Here is a 21,796-nt window from a genome sequence, read left to right as displayed (position 1 = left end):
TTTTTTAGAAAGAGGTTTAAAAAATGGTAAAAAGTAGAAAAATAATAATAAATGATAGGATTATAAGAAGTGATACTTCTATTAATACTGAAGAACGAGACAAAAAAGAGTATGAACTTTTAAAAAATGAACTTAAAAATAGAATCGAAGATGATATTAGAAATAAAATAAATACAATGAAAATTTTACTAAAAATTAGAAATGGGAAGCTTTATATTTTAGATGGATATAAAAGGTTTGAAGATTTTATTTTTGATTTTAAAATAGCCAGAACTCAGGCTTATAAGTATATTAAAATAGCAAAACTTATTTTTGAAGGAAAGCTTAAGGAAATTAATATCATAGAAAATGGAATTGATAAAACTTTATTTAATTTAATGAAAGACAAAAAAGTTAAGTCTAGAGCAAATTTGATAAAACCGCTTAGGGTTAGGTTAGAAACGCAAGAAGCATGTGATTTTTATAAAAGGAATCCAAAGTTTACTAACCATCTTCTTGAAGATTTTTATCAAAAAAATAAAGAACAACTAATTAAAAAATTAGAACAATATGAAAATAAATAAAAATAGTATGTCAATTATATTAGTTATATACTAAAAATGCAGAATATCAATTAATTTAAAAATTTTCATATTTTTCTACTCTGCCATTCTAAACGCCATCAAATGTTTTTTTGATTTTAGCATTCTAACTAATTTTTCAGCATCAATTACATCTTCATTAAAGTTATAGTAAAAATTATTTACAACTGTACTGCTTTGACTTTTTTGTAATTTGGTAATTTCTTCTGCAATAATTTTAGCTTCAAGTTTGCGTAGATTTTTATCTATTGGTGAAGGGGGTTATTCTTACTAATTTGGGTTGCCCAAACTCACTAGACATTACACCTGAGTTTGGCATATATGTCGGTTTATTTGAAACAAATCGTGCACCGCCACGAGCAAGTTTAATCTCTTCAATGGAGCCGGCTGATTTTACCGCTGCAATTCCTTTAGTATTTTGTCTAAAATTTTCTGTGTCTTTTCCAAATCACTAGCCCTACTAAAATATCCAAACGAATCAGGAGTATTTACATTATCAACTTTGGCTTATGCTTTTATTCGTTCGGTTTCTAGTTTGGAAAGTTTCTTTTTCGTTCTACTTTTAGTTTTTTAGACTCTTCAGTCTTAGTAAGTTGGGTAGTTTCTATATCTTTTTTTGTTTTGTATTCTGTTTGTATATCTCTTAATCTTTTTTGAAATTCTTCACCAGATATTTGTCTTTTACTTTGAACCTGTTTAAGAAATTTTATTTCTTTAATATATTCATCATCTAATTCGCTCAATTTTTCTTTTCTCATTTCAATTTCTGCATCAAAACTCTCTTTAAGTCTAGAAAGTTTAATTTCACTTTGTTTTTCAAACTCTTCTAAATCTTTGTCTCGTTTTTATTAGATTTTTTTGATTCTAGCCTTTTCATACCCTTTAATATTACCCAGATGAACTCTCTGATTTGTATGATAATTCCTGCAATAGCTTGGCCTACAGGTTAACCAATAGCTACCCCAGCAACTTTCATCAAATTTTTTCCAAAAATCAAATCACATCCTTCTTTTTCCAGGTTTTTGGAAAAATCCGGGAACTTTTTTGAAACCCTCGTACAATTTGACTGTCATATCTATGGCTTTTTAGATCAATTTAATGATTGGATGTCAAATACGCTTTTAAAACTTTCTGAAAAATAACCAGAAACATATGTTGTGAGTTCCCTTAATTTTTTGCCTACAAAAATGATTTTCCCAATCACTTTAAAAGAAGAGGTCGAGATTACTTTTATTAACATTTTGAAACCTTGTACAAGATTCCAAAAAACACATATGCCACAAGTTCTGTAAGTTTGTTGATCAGGTGTAAATAACCGCAGCGGTGACTTTTGTTAATGGATCTAAAATTCCTTTTATCATAAATTGCTTTACTTTTTCAAATCCAATCATCATTGGCTCTAAAGCTTTTCCTATGTCTAAGAAAATCTTTAACTCATTTTAGCAGGTTGCTGTTGAGCTTGAGCTAAAGTTTTTGTTTCTCTAACAGTTTTGCTGTAAAATTTATCACCTTCACCAGTGGCCCTAGAAAGGGTCTTATTGGAGCCTCGAACCCTATTTTTTCCATCGATCACTGCTTTAATAATGTCTCTCTAGCTAAACCCGGCTTTCTCAGATACAATCTCTGCAATATCAACATCAGCATCACGAAGCACATAAAAATCTTCTAAATTTACTCTATTGTTAGATTCTACACGAGAATATACTTCGACCAATTTCTCAAACCTCTCGCTACTTCCTCTAGCAGCCTCTCCGAACATTCTCATTCTCTTTTCAACTTCACTTGTGTGTGGTTGTGGTGCCATAGGATAGAATTGTTTTGGTGGCGTTAGTAATAGCATCTCTAGCAAAAAAAGTTTCATTACCAAAAGTTCTCATAGATTCTGCCAATAATTTTCCAAGTTATTCATTTCTAATTATATAAGTGATAAGTATTAGAAAACACGCCGGGTTTACTCATTAAATTCCTCAAGAGCATCCATGACGCCCGTAAAAATCCTACTTATTGTAGAATCAATTCCTTTTAAAATTTTTACAGCCAAAACAAATTGGAGAAAAAGCTGAGGCAAAACTCTAAAAAACGTTGGCAAAGGCCTAGGAAATGTTAGAAGTTTAGCAAAAAAACTGGCGAAGCATTTGACCAAATGTTGCAGGCTTTTCATGCCACCAGCTTTAGAATTTATAGAATAAACAGAATTTGCAAGAGACTTAAAATTTTTACCAACGTTCTGTGAACTTTTTTTTTAAAGCTTTTTCGAGATTGGATCCAGATGTAGTAGATTTTTCTAATTTTAACTTCAAATTATATAGGCTTGCAAATTTTTGCTCGGCAATTTTTTTAGAGTTTCTGCTATTGAGTCCAGCTTTTCATTATTTCTGATCGACATTAATGATAATGGAATGATTATTTCATTAAGGTTCATTTACTTATGCTCTCGCTTTCAAGGTTTTTAATGTACAAATTGAGTTCGTTAATAATTAATATAAACCAGTAATTTTGCTCAAAAAGGACACGGAATTATGTATGTGCTATTTTACTTATCAGACATTATAGAAGCATAGATATTTAGAAAAATTTAATATTCAAAATATGATATTTATATTATTTTGATTTCTATTTATTCTAATAATTTAGAATATTCTTTAAAAAATGTAGATTCAAAAATTTTAGGAACCATTAATTCTATTAATAGTACATTGTCTTGTATATTTTCATTTTTGTACTAGCTATATGTTCAATTTTAACCAACTTTATAAGTGATATAAATGAGTTTATTTTATTAATACTTATTTTTGTACATTATCTATTGTTATGACATATAAATTTAAAGATAATAAAAAAAGTTAAGAAATAGATATTATGTATAAGGTATATAATATACACTCAATAATAATAATATGTTAATTTTATATTTGCGTTTAATATCTAGGTTGGCAATCGCTAATTTCGTGTAAAAACAGTACATACTATTAATAATATTAATCTATTTCTAACCACTATTATTAAATTAAAGATTATAGAAAAAGTAGTTTATTTATTTAAAATTAAAGTTTATGTAAATTATAGGTAGGTTAAAAGCTCTTTGTAATCTTTGGTTAAAACGTTAAGCCTATCTTTAATTAAAGATAGGCTTTTACATTATGACAATTTTAATAGGTATCTAAAAGATCCTTTATTGATAATATGTCTTCTACTAGCTCGGTTTCCTCTTTATTTTTTTCTAGAATTTGATTCTGGAGTGTGGTTGTATGAGATTCAAGCTTAGTGGTATCTGTTTTTATAAAATTCTTATCATCTCGATAATCTAATAAAAGTTGGTTTAACATGTCTGATACGATTGATTTTATGGATAATAATTTTTCAAACGAATTTTTAAGCTTCTCCAAATTTGAAATTTCTAGTTTGTCTAAAGCATCCTTTTTAGGATATAAGAATAAAATCACAATGTCGATAATACGTCCAAATTCTCTAATGGCTTTAAATAGTTCTGCTGAGCGTTTTGACAGTATTATAATTTCTGAAAGTTCTTTTAATTTAGTAATATCAATATCATTTAAAGCACAATAAGTCTCTTTTCTATAGTTTTTAGATTTTTCGCGGTATTATTTGCTATTGATTCATGTACTGCGTCTGACCAAAACAATTCTTTGAAAGCCTCTATTCCATATTGATTTTCAGGCTCTTCTTCTGATTTTTTACATATGTTTCTCTATATTTGTTAGCTTTTTCTATTAAATTTCTTAAATCATCAAGCAGTGTGTTTTTTATTCTTTCGTTAGGTTCTACTTCTTGATTTTGGGTTACTTCTGTTTTAGGTTTGAATCCTTTTTTATTGGATTTTAATCTCTTTTTACTAGATTGATATTTAACATCTTTTTGATTGGCGTTAAAATCTGGATTGCAAGCTAAAAATAGAAAAACAAACATGCTTGCAATTATAGTTTATTTCATAAATATTCTCCTTACTTTAGATCTAATACTTAATTTAATGTAATATTAATATAATTTTATATTAATATTACATTAAATATATACTGTTGAAATAATAATATTTTCATTGTCAGAAATTTTATAATATTTTGAGCTTTTTAAAAATCTATTTTGATATATTTTTGATTGATTTTTATCAAATTTATTTATTTAAATATAATTTTATTAAAATCGTTATTATTATTTAATTTTTATGTATGTTATGCATGTATTTATGAATTTATTTTATAAGGCCATTATTTTAATATTTAATTTCCATAAATTAATATACCGATTTAGTATTTAACAATTCTTGAGAAAAGATAAAATTGGTATACACTTATCTTTTATAGAAAAATCTATCTTAGCAGAACTTTTAAAAGTTTGCTAAAAATAATATTTAGATAAACTTATATAGTTATAGATGATTTTAGTGGGAAGGTAGAGAAGGAGCATATATGAGGATTTTAGTTGGCGTTTACATAATAACATTAGCTTTATTTGCTTGTTATTTGCCCAATAAGCAAGAACAATCTGTTCAAACTTTTTTTGAGAATTTGGAAATGGAAAGTTATGATAAAGGGTCTGATGAGATTATTACTAAAGGGATATTTGCTAATTTAAAATTATATATAGCTGAACATCGTTTGTTAGTCGATATAAAAAAGACTTTAGACGGGTTAAAATATGGTAGTGGTGGTCGAGATGTACCTCCAGTGTCTGACTATAATGAGGAATATTTTAATAAATTCTTTTTAGACTTAGGTTCTGAGCGATCTAAAGAACTGATTAAATTATTTGGTATAATAAAAAATGATCGGAATGATAGATTTAAACATGCAGTTCATTGGCTGTATTCATGTATAAGAGAGTTATATTCTCCAGATATTAAGTATTCTGGTGAAAGCGGACATGAATATTATAGTAATGGGAGTGAGGTTGTTATACTTAGGCCTACTATTGATGAACAATATTTAAAAGTGAAAAAAGTAATAGAGCATACGCATACTTTAAAATGATTTTAGGCTATTAATTGTAAGATAATTTTCATTTTTATTAATGTTTTTATTCTATGTAAAGATTAATTAATAAATAAAATCGCCTAAAATATTAGACTTTTAGTATTTTAATAATATAAGGCATTCTTAAATTTTATTTCTATGACTTTTATTTTTTGACAAAATAAGAACTCTCTATATTGAAGAGTGCTTAATTTTTTTAATATTAATTAAATATTAAAAACTATTATTAAGGGTAATCTAAATCAAATACCTCACATCTATAATTTTAGAAATTATCTCTTTCTTTTTAAGGTTTTCAAGATATCCTTTTTTTTCTAAATCATTTCTAATATCACTAATTTCCTACAGCTATTTTTATTTTCAATTACCATTTTTATTTTGCTTCTTAAATTGTTTCTAGTATTTTCTAAGTTTAAAAATAAATTATTAACATCAAGTATCTATTTTTTGTGCCCATATGTTATGTATAGAATCTCTAACTCCACTTTCTATAATATTATTATATATAAGACACATAAACAGGTACTCTTATCTTCATATCCCCCCCTTTCTACAAGCACCTTTTTTTCTCTTTTAATACTATCAGTATTATTAATTATAGTATTCTATTTTATTTGTATTTATTTTTAATTTTATTTTTAGTTGTTTTCTTTAAGAAGATTATTGTTTATTGCTTCTTATCGTTCTTTTTTATAGTTACTTTTATTCTTTCTTCTATTTTTTCTTTTTGATTACCACTCTGTGTTGTTTTTTAATATTGGTGTATTTGTTGTGGTGTGGCTATTTATCAACAATGTTGGAATCGGATTAAGTACACTATTATTAGTGGTGTTGCTTTGCATTAATTCTTTATTTTATTTAAAAATCTCTTAACTTTTTTATATCTTGATTTGAATTTGAATAATTCTTGCAAGCACTTATTATTTCAAAAATGGTGCAAACAATAAATATTGTTTTATGCATAAAAAATCACTTCTCAGGTTTACTGCAATAGCCAACAAATATATTTTTTAAATTGTAATTAAAAATAATAGCTAGTGGTTGATACTTGTAGATCAGCATCAATTAAAAGGACTTTATATTTTTAAAATAAAAGTGTTGAAAAAAATAATTGCACTTATGTTTTTATTAACTTCACCTTTAATTTAACCGATGTTAATTATTTTAGTATTTTTTCTACCCATTTATTTATAATTCCTCCATTTGGTAATTCTTTACAATAGAATTTGTATACTTCTTTTTCTAATCTGTTTAACATGTTAATAAACACTTGAAAATATTTTTTATTCATTTTTTCTTTTTTAATTAGTCTAGCAAGACTTCTTAAGTAACAAAACACACTGCCCTTCTTAAATTTAAATTCTATATAATATACTTTAGAAAATGTATATGATTTTACAGTATCATTAATTTTGTACTTTATAATAATGTTTTTTATAGGTTTTCTATATCCATAAGAAATTCCTATAAATTCATCATTGTCTCTTGTAGAGAATAAATTGAGACATTCTAACTTTTCTTGATTAAACAATTCTCTGAAAAGAATTAAAAATTTGTTTTTTTTATATTTATTAATTTCAAACTTATATAGATCCATTAGCATTTTAGTATGATATATTGTTCTTTCATTAAGAATTTCTTTTTTGATAAAAATTTCTGGCTTTCTGCTCTTTGCCATTATCTCTTTTTTTTTGTTTTTAAGCTTTTCTAATACATTTTTCATTTTAAACTCTTAATTTATACATTTATTTCTATGGTTATTTTGTGATTCTATTAGATTGATAATTTCGTTATAGTATTGATTGTTAAATATTTTTTTATATTCTAGTTTTTTTTGTTTGCTTAAGTATTCCTTGATTTTAAACTTTAAATTTATTTTGTTGATTTGATAATCTAATTGATCTAAAAGTATGTTATATATATTGATTTTTATATTGTTTTTATGTTTTTGAGCATCAAATTTTTTAGTATTGCTCTTTATTCTATTTATAATTTGATTAAAGTCTTTGTATTTATTACTCTCTAATATGAAATGGGGTTTATTTTTATATTTTTGATATGTGTTTTGTATTTGTATTTTTAATTTTTCTTTGTCATAACCCTCGTTTATTAAATTTATTTGTGTTTTTCTTAGTATTGAAATTAAATTTTTTCTCTTATGTTGTAATGGCTTTTGTGAATGATATTTGGTTTTCTTTTTGAAGTAATATTTTTCTTTGCTTATAAGCTTAAAAAGTTTTATAGTTGTTTCTTTTCTTAAATTAAGATCAATAATAAAAGAGGAAATGTTGTTGCTGAAATTACATTTTTTTGCGTATTTTTTTAATTTAAATTTATTAATTTGTATCTTTCTTTTATTTTCTTTTTCTTCTTTATTATATTTATTATTAAGACACTCCTCATATTTTACATTGCTCTTTTTATTATAATTTGTTTTAATGTACGAATTAACACGCTTTTGGAATCTTTCTGTTTTTTTATTTCTGAAGTATTGGTTTATCAGATTATAGCAGTCTTTTTTAGAGCGTTTAAGTGAATAGTAGATTTTAGTGCCCATATTAATATCCAAATGTCTATAATAGTTAGCAGTAATATTAAGCTTTTTTAATTTATAGAAATAATTTTGAAGTGTTTTGATTGAAACTTCTTTTTGTCCGTTGCGCTTTAAGTTGCTATTAAAACAATAAAGAATATCAGATTGATTGTATTTTTTTTTGTTTTTATTAATATACTCAAGTGTGGCAATTAAAGCAATCAGTTTGTGCTGATATTTACTTTGTATTTGTAGGGATTTATTAACTTTCACTTCTACCTCCTTAACTTCGGCTGGTTTTTATTCACTCCCATATAATAAAGTAATTTTTAAGACAAGTAAAGTCTAGTACTATAAAAATAAAAATAAAAATAAAAATAAAAATAAAAATTTTATATTGAGATGTGTTATAAGTAGGTTTTATTAGAATTGAATTTTTAATATTTGACTATTCATAAAATACATCGAGTTGGAAGAATTATATCAAAGTGTTATTTTTAGTATCTTGAGATAGGGTTTTTGTGATATATGCCAAGCATTTCTTTGTCATTCTTCTATCATTTTTAAATAATTAGTCATTTGAAATGGGATTATGTTATGTTCATTCCTAATGAGATTGGCAATTATACTTTTGATTCTAAAGGATATAGAGAATTAAAAACTGAAAAAACACAACATAAATAGATTTTAATATAATGTAAATTTTAAGATAAGAAGAGTAATAATGAGTGTTAATAGAATTTATGCATACAGATTAGAGCTAGATATTGATCAAAAGAAATGCTTTTATTAAAAGCATTTTATATGCGAGGTTTTTATATAACAAAATGTTAGAGGATAAAATAAAGTACTATAAAAAACCCAATATAGTTTTCATGTTAATGTGCATGAATATAAAATATTTTTGAATTTTTTGAAAAATTAATAGCTTGGCTTTTTGTAGTGGTTAGTAACGGTTGAATATTTAGATATTAAAAATAATAAGACCAAAAATAATAAAAAGAAATAATTGATTTTTATACAAGTATGAAATGCTTTGCATTAAGCATTTAAAATGCTAGAATAAATTATTATAAATATTTACTACAATTATAGATAAGTTAAAAAGATTCCAAAGAAATCTTTTTTTAAAAAACAAAAAAATTCTAGTATTAATAGAAGTAAAACAAAATTAAAGTTTGCTAATTTGTACAAGAAAATTTTAAATCAAAAAAAAATTATATAAACAATAAAATTGTTTGTGTAAATAATTACAAAAATCTAGCAATAGAAGATTTTTAGTTTAAAGGCATGAATAAGGAATATTTGAAAAACCCTAATGGGTTAATATGAATTTGCTAGATAATTATAGTACAAAGCAAAGTATTTAATTTTATATTCTATAAAGTAGAAAAATATTTTTTATTAAGTAGGTTGTGTAACTTTTGTGATTATGATAATGTAGGCTTAAAGTTGAGAGTAATATTGAGGTGATTTTTGTTGATTGCTGAGCTTTTATATGATAGAGGTATAAATTCAGCCGTAAATCTTAAAATTGTTATTACAAAAAAAATAAAAACGAATGAAAAAGCTGCTTAAAGTTAATATAAATAATATTTTTAGATATTCTGAAAAACTATCATTGAATGAAGCAGGAAGCTATTTTTATGATCTTTTAATTAGAAATAGTACTTTTCTAATTAAAAGTTATTTAGTGATCTTTTGTAGATTAAGCTTATTTTGGCTGTTTAAGATGTCTTTAGAAAAACAAGTTAATACATTAAACTTTTTAAGTTCCCTAATTATTAATTCTGGAGTAGGTGTTATGCTTCTTGTAGCATCTATTATTAGATAAACTTGAAATCCTAAGTTGATTGCATCAAGTATTGTTTCTTTTACGCAAAAATCTAATGCCAATCCTGCTATGAATAATATATTGATTGAATTGTTTTTTAGATAAAGATTTAAACCAGTTTCTTTTGTTTTGATGCAATCATCATAAAATCCACTATAACTATCATAATATTGATTTTTGCCTTTTAAAAAAACTTTTTCTATTTTTCTTGTATTTAGACTGCTAGGGAACTCTGATCCCCAAGTATTTTGGACACAATGGTTTGGCCAAATGCCCCCGTTTTTATTACTCAAAAAGCTTACATGATTTTTACAATGCCAATCCTTGGTAGCAACAATGTTTTTGAAATAATTTTGAAGTTGGTTGATCAAAGGAATTATTTCGTTGCTATTAGGTACTGGTAAAGCACCTGATTCTAAAAAATCATTTTGTATATCTATTAAAATAAGTGCACTATTTTCTGTTATTTTAAAAATAAAATCCTCCTTAGGCAATATTTCTTGAATATGATTTTTATCAATTATTTATTTAGGTTTAAAATAATAATTAATTTTACCTTAAAACCACTTAAATTAAAACACAAAGCCTATCTTTAGCACTGGGTTTTAAATTTGGATTGTTAATATTAAGACTTGTATTGCAAGTATTAAGAGAAAAAACAGGTATTTCAGTGATTATTGTGTATGGCATAAATATGCTCCTTAAGCAGAATAACCATAATTAGTAGTAATCAATAATATCATTATAACTAAGCGGTATTATCAGATATTGTTTGTCATGTTATATGGTGTTAATGGGTTAAACATTTATCTTATTATAGCTTGTTATTTTTAATAAAATTAATATAGTATATGTTCCATATAGAGAGGATTTAGACATTATTAAAAATGTCTATTTGAATTTAGATTGATGTATTTTTGCAGTGGTAAAATGTATTTGCATAAAAAGTAAAAAATTAAGTCCAATTATACTATCAATGTGCTTAAAAATTATTAGATTGATTTGAATTATTTTTTAACAAAAAAAGTAGAATTTAACAGTGATGATAAAATCTTAATAACCAGGGTATTTGCCAATCTATATGTAGTTAAACTGTTAAAAGATTTGAAAAGGTGCAATAGTAATATTACAAAAAATTTCTTTTGTAAAAAGAATGGCAATCAACAAATATAATAGGTTTTTTAAAGATTTGTTGGGAGATTGACTTGAAAAAATTAAAATTTAAAGAATATATGTGTTGTTTAGTATGTGGTATTTATAAGTAGTTGTAAGGTTTATTAAAAAAGATATCAAAAATCCATATATATATATATTCTTTAAATGAAGTGTTACATATAAATATAACAAAGAGAAAAAAATAATGATAAAAAGCGAGAATCCAGAAATCTTCATTTAAAAAAGAAATTCTTAAAGAAAGAACAATATATTATATTAAAATGCTAATGGAGCTATATAAGTTTGGAATAAACAGATATAAAAAAACAAAATTTTAATTCTTTTCAGAGGATTGTTTAATCAAGAAAAGTTAGAATGTCTCAATTTATTCTCTACAAGAGACAATGATAAATTTATAGGAATTTTTTATAGATATAGAAAGCCTATAAAAAACATTATTACAAAATATAAAATCAATAATACTGTAAAATCATATACATTTTCCAAAGTATATTATATAGAATTTAAATTTTAAAAAGACGGTGTGTTTTGTTACTTAAGAAGTATTGCTAGACTAATTAAAAAAGAAAAAATGAATAAAAAATATTTTCAAGCGTTTATTAACATGTTAAACAAATTGGGAAAAGAAGTATACAAATTCTATTGTAAAGAATTGCCAAATGGAAGAATTATAAATAAATGAATAGAAAAAATACTAAAATAATTGCCATTGGTTCAATTAAAGTTGGTGCCGGCAAAAGCGCTTGCTCTACTATCTTTTTCAGATCTTTTAGAAGAATAAGTAGTGTAAGTTGCAAAACAAAATATTTATGAAGTATTGACAGATAAAAAACATAGATTTTTCCGTTTTCAGATTAAACAATGATTTATACATATTGTCTAGTTTTATATTTTTATATAAAAATTTTCCAGTTATCGGAAAAACTTTTAACTTCATAATAAATAAGGAAATAAAATGAGTGTAAAATTTAAATATATGAATATAAAAATAAAGGATCGTGTCAAAAATCAGAATAAAATTGAAATTAATTTTGATGAAGATTAGATGGAACGATTTCTTTTTTTTAAAAAACCCAATACTTAGCCCCTAAAAAAAATTAACAAAATTTAAACAATGAAGATCTTATATTTAAATAAGGGATTAATAAACCCTATAACTTTACATTCTTCACATAAAATTATTTAAACTGAATTTTTAATTATATTTTTTACATTTCTTATACTCTTTCAGAATCTCATTAAGCAATACTTCTTTATCCTTTTGAAGGAAAAAAGAATTTTGTATTCCATTTTCGATTATATCTTTCTCTCGAACCAGTCCTTCTTCTATTACATTTGCTATCCTTAAATATTCATAAGCCTGATTTTTGCTATTTTATAATTTCTAGTAAACATTTCAAAGTTTTGATAGCTATCTAACTTATAATATTTTTTCTCTTTAATCTCTTTTAAGATTAATAAAAAATGGTGAAGGTCTTTATTTTTGTAAAATAGCTATTTTGATCATAAAATGTTTAAAAATAATCGGGATAGTAAAGCAAATTTTGTAAAATATAATTTACAAATAGAAATAAGTATATATATTATTTGAGAATAATATATTGATTTTAACACTATATATAACGTATAATATTGGTAAGTGGTGCTATTAACTATAAGCATCCTTAACTTTGGTCGATGTCTATTTATAGGGCTTAAGATAAGTATTCTTGCTTTAAGAGTATTTATGGTTAGGCCCTATGTGATTTTATATTTAATAATAAAATCACAAAAGAATAGACATTGGAAAGCCTATTAGAAATAAATTTTCAATATCTAAAATATATAGAGACTTTAAAAATTTTTTAATCAACTAATTTTAGAATTAGAAATTTAACTTTTTTCATTAGTTCATATAAGTATTTGCTAAAAAATATAGATATTTTACAGTTATTGTTGTTGTGAATTATTGTATTAACTGATTTCGAATACAAATTTTTAAAACGATATATAATCATTATTACTGATTATATATAAACAATGTTAGGATAATATTAAATTTTTATAAATTAGAGTTAAATATAGTTTGTAAAAAAATAGCCAAAAATTATATAGTTGGTGTCGCATATCTAAAAATAGATAAATCAATTTAGCTTTTTATATTCATTTCTTATTGAGAATAGTATAATAATATAAGGTATGAGAGTAATAATATTGTCAATTTTCTTTTTATTAATTCCTAGTGTGTTTATTTTTTCTAGTGAATTATCTGAAGAAATTTTTATTGAAAATGCAAGTAATAGATTTAATTTTGGTTTAATTCTTAAATCAAAAACCAAATTTGGAGCCCTTGTTTTAAAGCATTATCGTGAAGGATACATAGATTTAGATTATAATGTACAAATTGTGAATAGTACAAAGCTTGTGCTTAAAAAGGCGTATATTAATGGGGTTAATGTGTATATTGATGGGGTTTCTACAATAAAGCAGCCAATTACTTCCTGTTTTATTGATGGGGTTAATTATTTTAATTTTGATATGAGCCTATTTACTGACGGTGAAAAAGTAAATAAAATAAAAAAGTTGGGAGAAACAAATGGAATTGATATATACGTTGAATGTTTTGATGAGATAAATAATGAGAAAAAAAAATATTCTTTCAAAGTAAGTAAAGAAAATAGTATGTATTTTTATAGTGCGTTTGATATGATTTTTCATAAGTAGGATAGATTTTTAATGAAAAAGAAAATATTTTTTGGGTTATTATTAGTTTGTATTTTTTTAGTTTTCTTTTTGTTTGTAAAAAAAGAAAATAATATTATTTATAATAAAATTATTGAAAAGTCTGAAGATAGAGTCTTTATTGATGAAACTTATACATATCTTTTTAAAGATGGCAACTTAAAAGAATTGGTTTTTATAAAATCAGAGATTATGAGTCCTGAGATTGATGAGTATAAAAAGAATATAAATCTAACAGGTTATTTGATAGATTCTTATAGAGCGTTATATCCTGGTTATAAGTTTGATTTCACAGTGCATGACAATAAAATTATAGGCTTTAAAAGTGTGATTTTTGAAGGATTGGAAGATTCTCAAGTTTCAAGGCATGAAAATAATTTGCCAAGTGAGAAATGGCAACAATTAAAAGATTATAACATTGGAGATCCAAATATAAATGAAAAATTTTTCAATTTAAAATTTCCTTTTGTAGTAAAAAATACCTTGCGTGTTACTCTATCTAAAAGGTTTTTTAAGAAAATCAAAAAATTAAAACGATTAAAAATTGTTTTAATTACTAATGAAGACAGAGAATATAAAATAGATATAGAAAATTTTTTACCAAAATATAATCTTTAATTTGAACTGAAATTTTTGAAAAATAGTATGTTTCTAATTAATATTGAAACTTTTTTATAAAATTATATTGTTGCTAAGTTGTAATATTGATAATTTTAAAAAATTAGAAACATTTTTAATTCCATTATTCAAGATGATATTTTTCGGCACGAAGGGTAAATGGTATCTGATTTGGGTCAATATAATTTAAAAGAAAAAATTCCTAAAAAAAATATTTTATATGTTAACGGCAGGAAATAAATTTTGACAAACATCAGCAATGGGTGGTAGATTATGATTCAAATTTTCTTATAATTAATTACTAAATTGGATTTCCATAGGTAAAGGAAAGTTTTTTCATCTAGGCAAAAGCAAGCTAGGGTTCAAAATGTTAGCGTAAAAAATTATAAGGTTTCTACTAATAAATTATCTGTTTCTTCTGAATTATTTGTTTCATCATTGTAGGTTAAAGGGAATAAAAATTTAAAAAGAAAAGTTGCAATAATAAAGCCAATGTTTGTTAAAAATTTTACTTTTGTACACATATAAGGGAGAAGTTTTTTGTTTTTAATATTAGGAGATAGAGTATTTTTATAAATATATTTATCCTTTTTTTATTAATTCTCTAAATTTAGGCATTTTTTCTTTAATTTCTTTTTTTATTTCTATCTTATATTTTTCGTTTTTTTTAAACAAGACTAAGCTAAGTGTTAAATATTTCAAGAAATCTTCTGGAATCATCATTATATTTCCTATTCTAATATAACATTCAAAAACCTCTAGTTTATATCTTAAGTGGCTTTTTGTGATTTTATAATCAAATTTATTTTTAAGAATTTCTTGAGCTTCAGAAACTTTGTAAAATGAATATCCTTCTATCATTCTCATAAAATAAATATAGATTTAATTCATAATAAAAAAACTTCAAAATAGGACATATATATTTATATGGTGTATATTATAAGGTATAAATTCTATGTTTTTCACAGCTTCTCCATTTCTCTCCATTTTGGGGAAGTTAGTTATTTGGATTAGGCACCATTAAAAAATGGTGCCTAATCTTTTAAAAAGACTTTAAAAAATTTAATTTAAGTAATTGTAAATCGTTATACCATTATTTAGTAATTTTTACATAAATAAAAGTTTGCCTTATTTATTTGGTAGATGCTTTGCTAATAATTATAAATTTGTTTTACTTTTATTTAAATTACAATATAAGTAAATTAAATAATAATGATATTTCTATTAGAATTTTAATAAGTAATAGAGAAGTATATGATTTTGTAGAACAAGTTACAAGAAGAGCATATTATATTTATTTATAGCACTTATAAAATTAATTAAAATTGAACATATGCCTAGTGCTAAAAATGAAAATATACGAGATAATGTACTATTAATAGAAGTTATAGTTCCTAAAACAATATATAAATATATATAATAAGAATTCTATAGAAAACTCTTTCTTTAAAAGAATTAAATCAATAATTTCTAATACTAAAGAACCAATTAAAACACTAAAAAATACCTTATTAAACTATAAAGATTTTAAAAATTATCTAAAATATGATTATGAAGTAAAAGATATTAAAGAATTTTTCTTATCTAAACTAAACCTCTACAAACACAAAATTCACTTTATGAGAAAAACTGCACCTTATAAAACCGATTTCTATACTCTTGCAGGAAAATTTAAAGATACTTATACTACTAAATGGAAAGTAAATAAAATAACTAGCTTTTCAGGACATGCTGGCATAATAGCTAATAACATTTTAGCTAACATTTTGACAAAGGGATTAAAATTTGAGTAATTTACTTTAAAAACTCAGAAACAAAAAAAATAACATAGAAAAAAATTATATTTAACAGAATTGAAGAAGTAAATAGTAGAAGAATATACTACACCAAAATATTTAAACATTTAATTGGTTTTAGAATTACAAACAAAGGAGAAAGGCTAAGGCTTACTTTTCAAAAATTTAATAACGCTGAAGATTTTATTTTTTTTAATCTCTTTTCTTTAAAAGAATATGATAAGTTCTTAGAAATAAGATATAGGCATGATAAACTCGATAAACCCTTTTTCTTAAAAAAGAAAATAATAAAACCTATGCAATAAAAAAACTCTATTATATAGAATTTGCCTTTAAAAAGGGCTCTATTAAAGCATATGTTCAATCTTTAAGAACACTTCTAAGAAAGAATAAAGAAAACACCGAGTATTATCAATTTAATTTATCACACTTGAAAAAAATGGAAAAAAAAGTATATGAATTTTATAATAAAAAATTAAAAGATGAGGGGGTTATCAATAAATGGATCAAAAAAAAAACCAATTATAATTACACTAGCAAGTTTAAAGGGGGGGGGTGAGAAAAGCTCACTTTCTATAATTTTTTCTTATATATTAAAAGAATTAGGCAAAAAAGTACTATTAATTGTTTTGGATCCACAAAATTCTTTAACTTCTTATTTTAATTAATATATTTCTAATATTAAAAAACACAATGTTTATGAATTTTTAAAAGGAAATACCTATTTTGATAAATGTGAAAATAAAATTAATGAATATATTTCGATTATATTATAATAGATACTTCTTCTAGTAGAAATTTCCTTTTAAAGAATGCTTTAAGTTATAAATCACATTATAATCCCAGTTCAAGTAGAAAGATGGTCAATAGAAAGCTTTTCTATTTTAACTGAAACTATCAATAATATTCAAAATATTAAAAATAAAAAATACAATATTTCTATTATAGAAAACCAATTTATTAAAAATAGGAATACCTTAAAGGAGGTGGAGGATGTACTGTATAAAAAGTATGGTACATATATAAAAGGAAAAATTCACTTTTCAAATAGTATAAAAGTTTTTATAAACGATCTTTTAGAGTCTTCTTTTAAAGAAGTTTATTATAGGGAAGCTGAAAATGCTTTAAAAGAGATAGTATGAACTACTATTTTTATAATCTTTGATATAGCAATAGTAGTTCATAAAAGTATTCAGATTTTATCTTAGGAATTTTCTTTATTATAAAATAATTTTAAATCTTCTTTTAAATTTTTCTAATTCCAGGTCAATTTCAATAAGCCTAACAATAAGTTTATAACTTATTGTTAGGCTGCTAGCTAGAATTACTAAATATTTAATCAATATATCTTATTTTTCAATCATTAGATTTTTATTCACCTATTTCTTCTTCTAATTCTTCGTCTTCTTCGTCTCCAAATTCTTCTCTGTCTAGCATCTCCTCTTCTCTTTCTGCTTCTAATTCTCCTTCTATTATACCATAAGGGTCATCTATAAATTCTGCCTCTCCTCCTCCCGGCACCGGGCTCCCTAATAATGGTTTTTTCTTGTTTTTTAGCAAATGTTTTTTAAGTTCAGATAATTGAATTATATATATCTTATTATCTTTAAATTCCAATAAAATATGATCATTATATTTTTTTATAGAACTTAATTTATTATTGCCAATATTGATAACTTTTAAAGCTGTTTTAATGCCGAGGAGCATAGCTTTTTTAAAATCATATCTTCTTTTAGATTTTACTTTAAAAAGCTCTTGATTATTAATACAATCTTTAACTACAATCCTACTATTTTCTTCTTTTATACAAAGTGTAGTATTAGTCCCCTTTTTAGTATCTATATTGTTTTTATCAGTGGAATTCAAAACTGATTTGGCCTTTACTTTAAAATTGTATTTTTGGCTTGATCGGGAATCATTTGAAAAAAGATTACATGAAGAAAATAATAAACATAAAATTAAATTAATAATATATTTTTTCAATTTATACTCCTTAATTTAAAAATACTTCATTTAAAAGTATATATTAAATTTTTTATTAATTATTTTCTAATAATATTAACATTATAATTAATAAATATCTTTTTAAAAATAAAATTTTTATAGAAGCAATAAAAGATGTAAGTGTAAAAATACAAACTTATAAGGATGGTATTAAAAGCAAATCCTAAACAAAACAATTTTTTATTGATCCATTTTTAGGTGTAATGTAAAGGAATGCTATGTGTAGATAAGGTATCACCTATTGTATAAGCTGATCTATGTTTGTTTTAGTAGCATAAAGCATGCTTTTATAGAGGAAAGTAAAAATAAAAGGGCAATCTTAAAGCTGAAATGTCACTATATGTATAACCAATTATAATAATATATAGAATAAGAGCTGTTAAATATATTTTTTAAAAAATTCTAATAAACAAGAAATTAAAAAGAAAAAAAAACAATAAATAAAAAAGAATTAAAATATAATGTAAATATAAATAAGCAAAAAAATAACTGCTTTTACTAGAATTGAAGAAATAGATAATAAAAAAATATATTATAAAAAAATTTTAAACATTTGATAAAATTTAGGATTATCAATAAAGAAAGTAAATTAAGTCCAACTTTTCAAAAACTTAATAATAAAAATAATTATTATTTAATTAATTTCTTCTCCTTAAAAGAAGATAATAAATTTCTAAGAATAAAATATGGCTTGAATAAATTAGAAAAGACTTTTTTACAATAAAAAGTAAAAAAAAGCAGGAGTGATATATAAATGGATAAAAAAACAAATATTATAACAATCCCAAATCTTAAAAGAGGTTTGGACAAAGTTGCATTATTTGATATTAATAATAAAATTCAAAGAATTAAAATTTTGTATGAAATTAAACAAAAAGAATTGTATAAATATGATGATTTTGCTCATTTTGGCGATTTTATAGAATTTTTTGAAGTTGCAAAAAGCAAAGCTTATACATATTTAAAAATTTATGAAAAGGTTTTAGATAGTAAAGTATCCATTGATAAAAATAAAGAAAGTGGATTTTAAGAGGATATTAAAAGATATAGAAGGTAAAAATTCTTAAACGAAGATATTTATAGTGCACCTAAAGATATCAACGAAAGTATTCCTATTGGAATTTTAGTAAAATATAAAGAATTATATGATTTTTGTAAACAAGATTCTATAAGATTGTACTTTATTATTGAAAGAATTTATAAATAAAAAAAGGAGATTTTAACAAAGAATGCTCCACCTATAATTTCATAAAAATTATAGGTGGAGCATTCTTTGTTATTCTTTGTTAAAGGACGAAGCTAGGCAAATGAAAAGAAATTGTAATATTGATATTATTGTCATTGGCTATATTAGCTTAATTACTACATTGCATAATAATACTCCTTGTTATGAGCAAGTTGCATTTTTGAGCCGCAATATACGTGCACTTGCTTTTTTGAGTTTGAAATTTCAATAATAGTTCTGTCGCAAGTTGCCAGAAACTATGAGGGTAGGGATTCTGGTTTATCGACTTTAGGAGAATTGGGTTCATTAGAGCAGGATGCTAATATTGTAATTTTTTTACATCAAGAAAATAGTGGAATAAAGGGGGAGATTTAGCTAAAATAAAAGTTATCGTTGCTAAAAATAAATGTGGGGCGCTATTAGTATTGCAACTATAGACTTTACACCTAAGTTTGGTAGGTTTAGAGATAGAAAGTAATGCAAAAAAGTATTTGAACATTATTTACTTTTTTGTAAAATTTCTAAAAATTTTGAGTTTGAGTCTCTTGCCTTCGTCAATTTTGAAAATGTGCTGTTAATTTGGCCTTAATTTATGTTACAATGTGCTTAGCAGGTAAATAAATTATGAAATCAGTGTTGACAATAACAAATGTTACTGAAGAATAAATCTATAAAGAATTCTTGCGGCTGGGAATGGAGTAACTAATAGCACAAGATTTGTCAAAAAGATATTATCACAATGAGCTTACATATAGAGATTTAGAAAATTTAGAAAAACAATTTGGAATAAAGATTGATAATCTTGTTTCTAAGATTGATAGTGTAGAAAAGAATTTAAATACCAAGATAGATGGTATAAAAAACGAATTTAATGCTAAAATAGATGGTTTAAATATTAAGATAGAAAATCTAAATACTAAGATTAATAGCGTAGAAAAGAATTTAAAACGAGATATGTATAATTTGGCACAAGATCTAAAAAAAGATATTCAAATTAATAGCAAATTATTATTGGAAAAACTCAAGGTAAGTAACAGGATAATAATTCTTATTACAGTATTAGTAGTTCCTATTGCTATATCTAGTATGGCAAATATTGTTATGTCGATAATTGGCAGCTATCTCAAATAGAAATCACAAGGAATTTTTTACCCATAACAGAGGGTAGAGAGCCTAGTTTGGCAACTTTAAGGGAGTCGGGTGTATTAGAACAGGATGCTGACATTGTGATTTTTTTACATCAAGACAATGAAAAATGTAAAGAAAATACCAGTACTTTAATTGATAATTTAGTTGAAGTAAAAGTGTTAGTTGCTAAAAATAGAAATGGACCTACTGGTACTGTAACTATGGATTTTATACCCAAGTTTATTAAATTTATATATAAAAAAAAGCAACTCGCTAAAATAAGTTGTTAGCTACTTTGTCTATGGAATTTATAATTAATAATAAGATAATAGTACTGAATAAAAGAAAAAATGTAAATAATCAAAAAAATAATTGCAAATTAGGAGACAATTTTTTAGAAACTATGACATTCTTAACAAGAATTATTATTATTCTATTTATAATAATTCTTGTTATATTTCTAATTTTTAATTTTAGTTTTTATAGGCTATCAATTATTTTTAATAAATCATCTATTTTCATTATGTATGTTTCGCTAAAATAACTATCAATTTTTTTACCATTATTGGACGATTTAGTAATTGTTGGTAGGCTAAAATGTACATATTCTCTATAACCATTTACAGCAATGTAATGAGTAGAACCACTAGCATTTTGGTTTTCTCTGATATCTTTTACTCTAAAGTTTATTCCGTATTGAATCGCTTCTTTAAATTTATAAATTTTGTCGTTTTGAATTTCTAATAATTTTCTAGTTGCTTCATTAATAATAATGTTTCCATCATTTTGTTTTTCTATTTTTAAGATAGTTGTGATATGGGGTGGATCATCTATATTGGAAGTGACCGTTAAGTCTTGAGTAGTAATAGTAGTCTCACTTATAATTTTGAATGCTTTAATTTCGTTTGAGAATTGAATATTTGTTTGAGACTCATTTTTTTGATATTCTTTTATTTTTTCTGTATCTAATGCGCTTATTTGATTATTTTGTTTGGATTTACTTAAATTGCAAGAAAAGAATAGCAAAATAATAAGTATTAATAATTTTTTGTGCATTTTTGTTAAGCCTCCTTTTTAGCTCGTAAAAGCTGATATTTAATTATAATAATTATTATAATTAAATATATAGCTATTATACCTCTTTCCTAAAGATACGTAAATTTAAAATTGTAGTTTTTTTGTGTAATTT

The 21,796-nt window shown here is 23.8% G+C and carries 19 protein-coding genes and 7 pseudogenes; 15 read left to right on the top strand and 11 right to left on the bottom strand.

Annotated elements, in window-relative coordinates; all coding sequences use genetic code 11:
* Window positions 1–23: 23 nt before the first annotated feature.
* Window positions 24–563, top strand: coding sequence for a chromosome replication/partitioning protein (locus tag HNP63_RS05520; protein WP_012615131.1), 540 nt, complete (start codon window positions 24–26; stop codon window positions 561–563).
* Between the two features lie 548 nt (window positions 564–1,111).
* Here the strand turns inward: HNP63_RS05520 and HNP63_RS07200 are convergent.
* The 3 genes and pseudogenes from HNP63_RS07200 to HNP63_RS05495 all read right to left on the bottom strand — a co-directional run bounded on the left by HNP63_RS07200 (window position 1,112) and on the right by HNP63_RS05495 (window position 4,508).
* The gene (locus HNP63_RS07200; protein WP_235685162.1) at window positions 1,112–1,339 is read right to left on the bottom strand and encodes a hypothetical protein; all 228 of its coding nucleotides are present in this window, start codon (window positions 1,337–1,339) and stop codon (window positions 1,112–1,114) included.
* 479 nt (window positions 1,340–1,818) lie between these two features.
* Window positions 1,819–3,003: pseudogene (locus HNP63_RS07195) on the bottom strand (tape measure protein); the annotation flags it as partial.
* 727 nt (window positions 3,004–3,730) lie between these two features.
* A pseudogene (locus HNP63_RS05495) lies at window positions 3,731–4,508 on the bottom strand (virulence associated lipoprotein).
* Between the two features lie 500 nt (window positions 4,509–5,008).
* Here HNP63_RS05495 and HNP63_RS05490 point away from each other — a divergent pair.
* Complete coding sequence (locus HNP63_RS05490) at window positions 5,009–5,569, top strand: P52 family lipoprotein (RefSeq protein WP_014486444.1); 561 nt, start codon at window positions 5,009–5,011, stop codon at window positions 5,567–5,569.
* Between the two features lie 1,162 nt (window positions 5,570–6,731).
* Here HNP63_RS05490 and HNP63_RS05485 read toward each other — a convergent pair.
* The 4 genes from HNP63_RS05485 to HNP63_RS07150 form a co-directional block, all read right to left on the bottom strand.
* Complete coding sequence (locus HNP63_RS05485) at window positions 6,732–7,295, bottom strand: DUF226 domain-containing protein (RefSeq protein ID WP_012672461.1); 564 nt, start codon at window positions 7,293–7,295, stop codon at window positions 6,732–6,734.
* Window positions 7,296–7,304: 9 nt separating this feature from the next.
* The gene (locus HNP63_RS05480; RefSeq protein WP_183227432.1) at window positions 7,305–8,378 is read right to left on the bottom strand and encodes a plasmid maintenance protein; all 1,074 of its coding nucleotides are present in this window, start codon (window positions 8,376–8,378) and stop codon (window positions 7,305–7,307) included.
* Between the two features lie 1,413 nt (window positions 8,379–9,791).
* A complete protein-coding gene (locus tag HNP63_RS05475) occupies window positions 9,792–10,433 on the bottom strand; it encodes an isochorismatase family protein (RefSeq protein ID WP_221244554.1) in 642 nt (213 codons plus the stop codon).
* A gap of 73 nt (window positions 10,434–10,506) precedes the next feature.
* Window positions 10,507–10,629: a hypothetical protein gene (locus tag HNP63_RS07150; RefSeq protein WP_012672466.1), complete on the bottom strand. Its 123-nt coding sequence runs from the start codon at window positions 10,627–10,629 to the stop codon at window positions 10,507–10,509.
* Window positions 10,630–11,446: 817 nt separating this feature from the next.
* On the opposite strand from HNP63_RS07150, the pseudogene HNP63_RS05470 reads away from it, so the two are divergent.
* Together HNP63_RS05470 and HNP63_RS07145 are read left to right on the top strand one after the other, a co-directional pair.
* Window positions 11,447–11,797, top strand: a pseudogene (locus HNP63_RS05470) (DUF226 domain-containing protein).
* Window positions 11,794–11,928, top strand: a complete 135-nt coding sequence (locus HNP63_RS07145; protein WP_012615123.1) for a hypothetical protein — start codon at window positions 11,794–11,796, stop codon at window positions 11,926–11,928. The pseudogene HNP63_RS05470 and the gene HNP63_RS07145 overlap by 4 nt, the downstream one beginning before the upstream one ends.
* A gap of 382 nt (window positions 11,929–12,310) precedes the next feature.
* Here the strand turns inward: HNP63_RS07145 and HNP63_RS07205 are convergent.
* Window positions 12,311–12,570, bottom strand: a pseudogene (locus tag HNP63_RS07205) (chromosome replication/partitioning protein).
* Between the two features lie 738 nt (window positions 12,571–13,308).
* Between HNP63_RS07205 and HNP63_RS05460 the strand changes: the two are divergent.
* Complete coding sequence (locus tag HNP63_RS05460) at window positions 13,309–13,818, top strand: hypothetical protein (RefSeq protein ID WP_235685161.1); 510 nt, start codon at window positions 13,309–13,311, stop codon at window positions 13,816–13,818.
* 12 nt (window positions 13,819–13,830) lie between these two features.
* The gene (gene bptA / locus HNP63_RS05455; protein ID WP_012615143.1) at window positions 13,831–14,454 is read left to right on the top strand and encodes a virulence-associated protein BptA; all 624 of its coding nucleotides are present in this window, start codon (window positions 13,831–13,833) and stop codon (window positions 14,452–14,454) included.
* A 582-nt stretch (window positions 14,455–15,036) separates the two neighbouring features.
* Here the strand turns inward: bptA and HNP63_RS05450 are convergent.
* Entirely contained in the window at window positions 15,037–15,315 is a 279-nt protein-coding gene (locus HNP63_RS05450; protein ID WP_012615116.1) for a hypothetical protein, read from the bottom strand.
* A 536-nt stretch (window positions 15,316–15,851) separates the two neighbouring features.
* Between HNP63_RS05450 and HNP63_RS05445 the strand changes: the two are divergent.
* From HNP63_RS05445 to HNP63_RS05435, 3 pseudogenes are all read left to right on the top strand, one after another.
* Window positions 15,852–16,247: pseudogene (locus tag HNP63_RS05445) on the top strand (plasmid maintenance protein); the annotation flags it as partial.
* Window positions 16,248–16,291: 44 nt separating this feature from the next.
* Window positions 16,292–16,809: pseudogene (locus tag HNP63_RS05440) on the top strand (DUF226 domain-containing protein).
* Window positions 16,733–17,392: pseudogene (locus tag HNP63_RS05435) on the top strand (ParA family protein). The pseudogenes HNP63_RS05440 and HNP63_RS05435 overlap by 77 nt, the downstream one beginning before the upstream one ends.
* Before the next feature lie 229 nt (window positions 17,393–17,621).
* Here HNP63_RS05435 and HNP63_RS05430 read toward each other — a convergent pair.
* Window positions 17,622–18,233 carry a hypothetical protein gene (locus HNP63_RS05430; RefSeq protein ID WP_014486457.1) on the bottom strand — a complete coding sequence of 204 codons (612 nt, stop codon included), beginning with the start codon at window positions 18,231–18,233 and terminating at the stop codon, window positions 17,622–17,624.
* A 574-nt stretch (window positions 18,234–18,807) separates the two neighbouring features.
* Here HNP63_RS05430 and HNP63_RS06920 point away from each other — a divergent pair.
* From HNP63_RS06920 to HNP63_RS05400, 6 genes are all read left to right on the top strand, one after another.
* Window positions 18,808–18,978, top strand: a complete 171-nt coding sequence (locus tag HNP63_RS06920) for a DUF226 domain-containing protein (RefSeq protein ID WP_235685160.1) — start codon at window positions 18,808–18,810, stop codon at window positions 18,976–18,978.
* Window positions 18,979–19,008: 30 nt separating this feature from the next.
* A complete protein-coding gene (locus tag HNP63_RS06915) occupies window positions 19,009–19,284 on the top strand; it encodes a chromosome replication/partitioning protein (protein WP_014486458.1) in 276 nt (91 codons plus the stop codon).
* 45 nt (window positions 19,285–19,329) lie between these two features.
* Window positions 19,330–19,461, top strand: coding sequence for a plasmid partition family protein (locus HNP63_RS07140; RefSeq protein ID WP_080942783.1), 132 nt, complete (start codon window positions 19,330–19,332; stop codon window positions 19,459–19,461).
* Between the two features lie 195 nt (window positions 19,462–19,656).
* Window positions 19,657–19,854 carry a DnaB-like helicase C-terminal domain-containing protein gene (locus HNP63_RS07135; protein WP_080563295.1) on the top strand — a complete coding sequence of 66 codons (198 nt, stop codon included), beginning with the start codon at window positions 19,657–19,659 and terminating at the stop codon, window positions 19,852–19,854.
* Window positions 19,855–20,196: 342 nt separating this feature from the next.
* Window positions 20,197–20,610, top strand: coding sequence for a Bdr family repetitive protein (gene bdr, locus HNP63_RS05405; protein WP_014486460.1), 414 nt, complete (start codon window positions 20,197–20,199; stop codon window positions 20,608–20,610).
* Window positions 20,607–20,897: a DnaB-like helicase C-terminal domain-containing protein gene (locus HNP63_RS05400; RefSeq protein WP_373477051.1), complete on the top strand. Its 291-nt coding sequence runs from the start codon at window positions 20,607–20,609 to the stop codon at window positions 20,895–20,897. Before bdr ends, HNP63_RS05400 begins: the two co-directional genes overlap by 4 nt.
* A 190-nt stretch (window positions 20,898–21,087) precedes the next feature.
* Here HNP63_RS05400 and HNP63_RS05395 read toward each other — a convergent pair whose 3' ends face one another.
* Window positions 21,088–21,663 (bottom strand): hypothetical protein, encoded by a 576-nt coding sequence (locus HNP63_RS05395; RefSeq protein ID WP_183227426.1) that lies wholly within the window; start codon window positions 21,661–21,663, stop codon window positions 21,088–21,090.
* Window positions 21,664–21,796: the final 133 nt, after the last annotated feature.

Origin of the sequence: Borreliella afzelii (assembly GCF_014202295.1) — a bacterium.
Lineage (GTDB): Bacteria > Spirochaetota > Spirochaetia > Borreliales > Borreliaceae > Borreliella > Borreliella afzelii.
The sequence above is the reverse complement of the archived record's forward strand: the minus strand, read 5'-3'. Positions and strand labels throughout refer to the sequence as shown.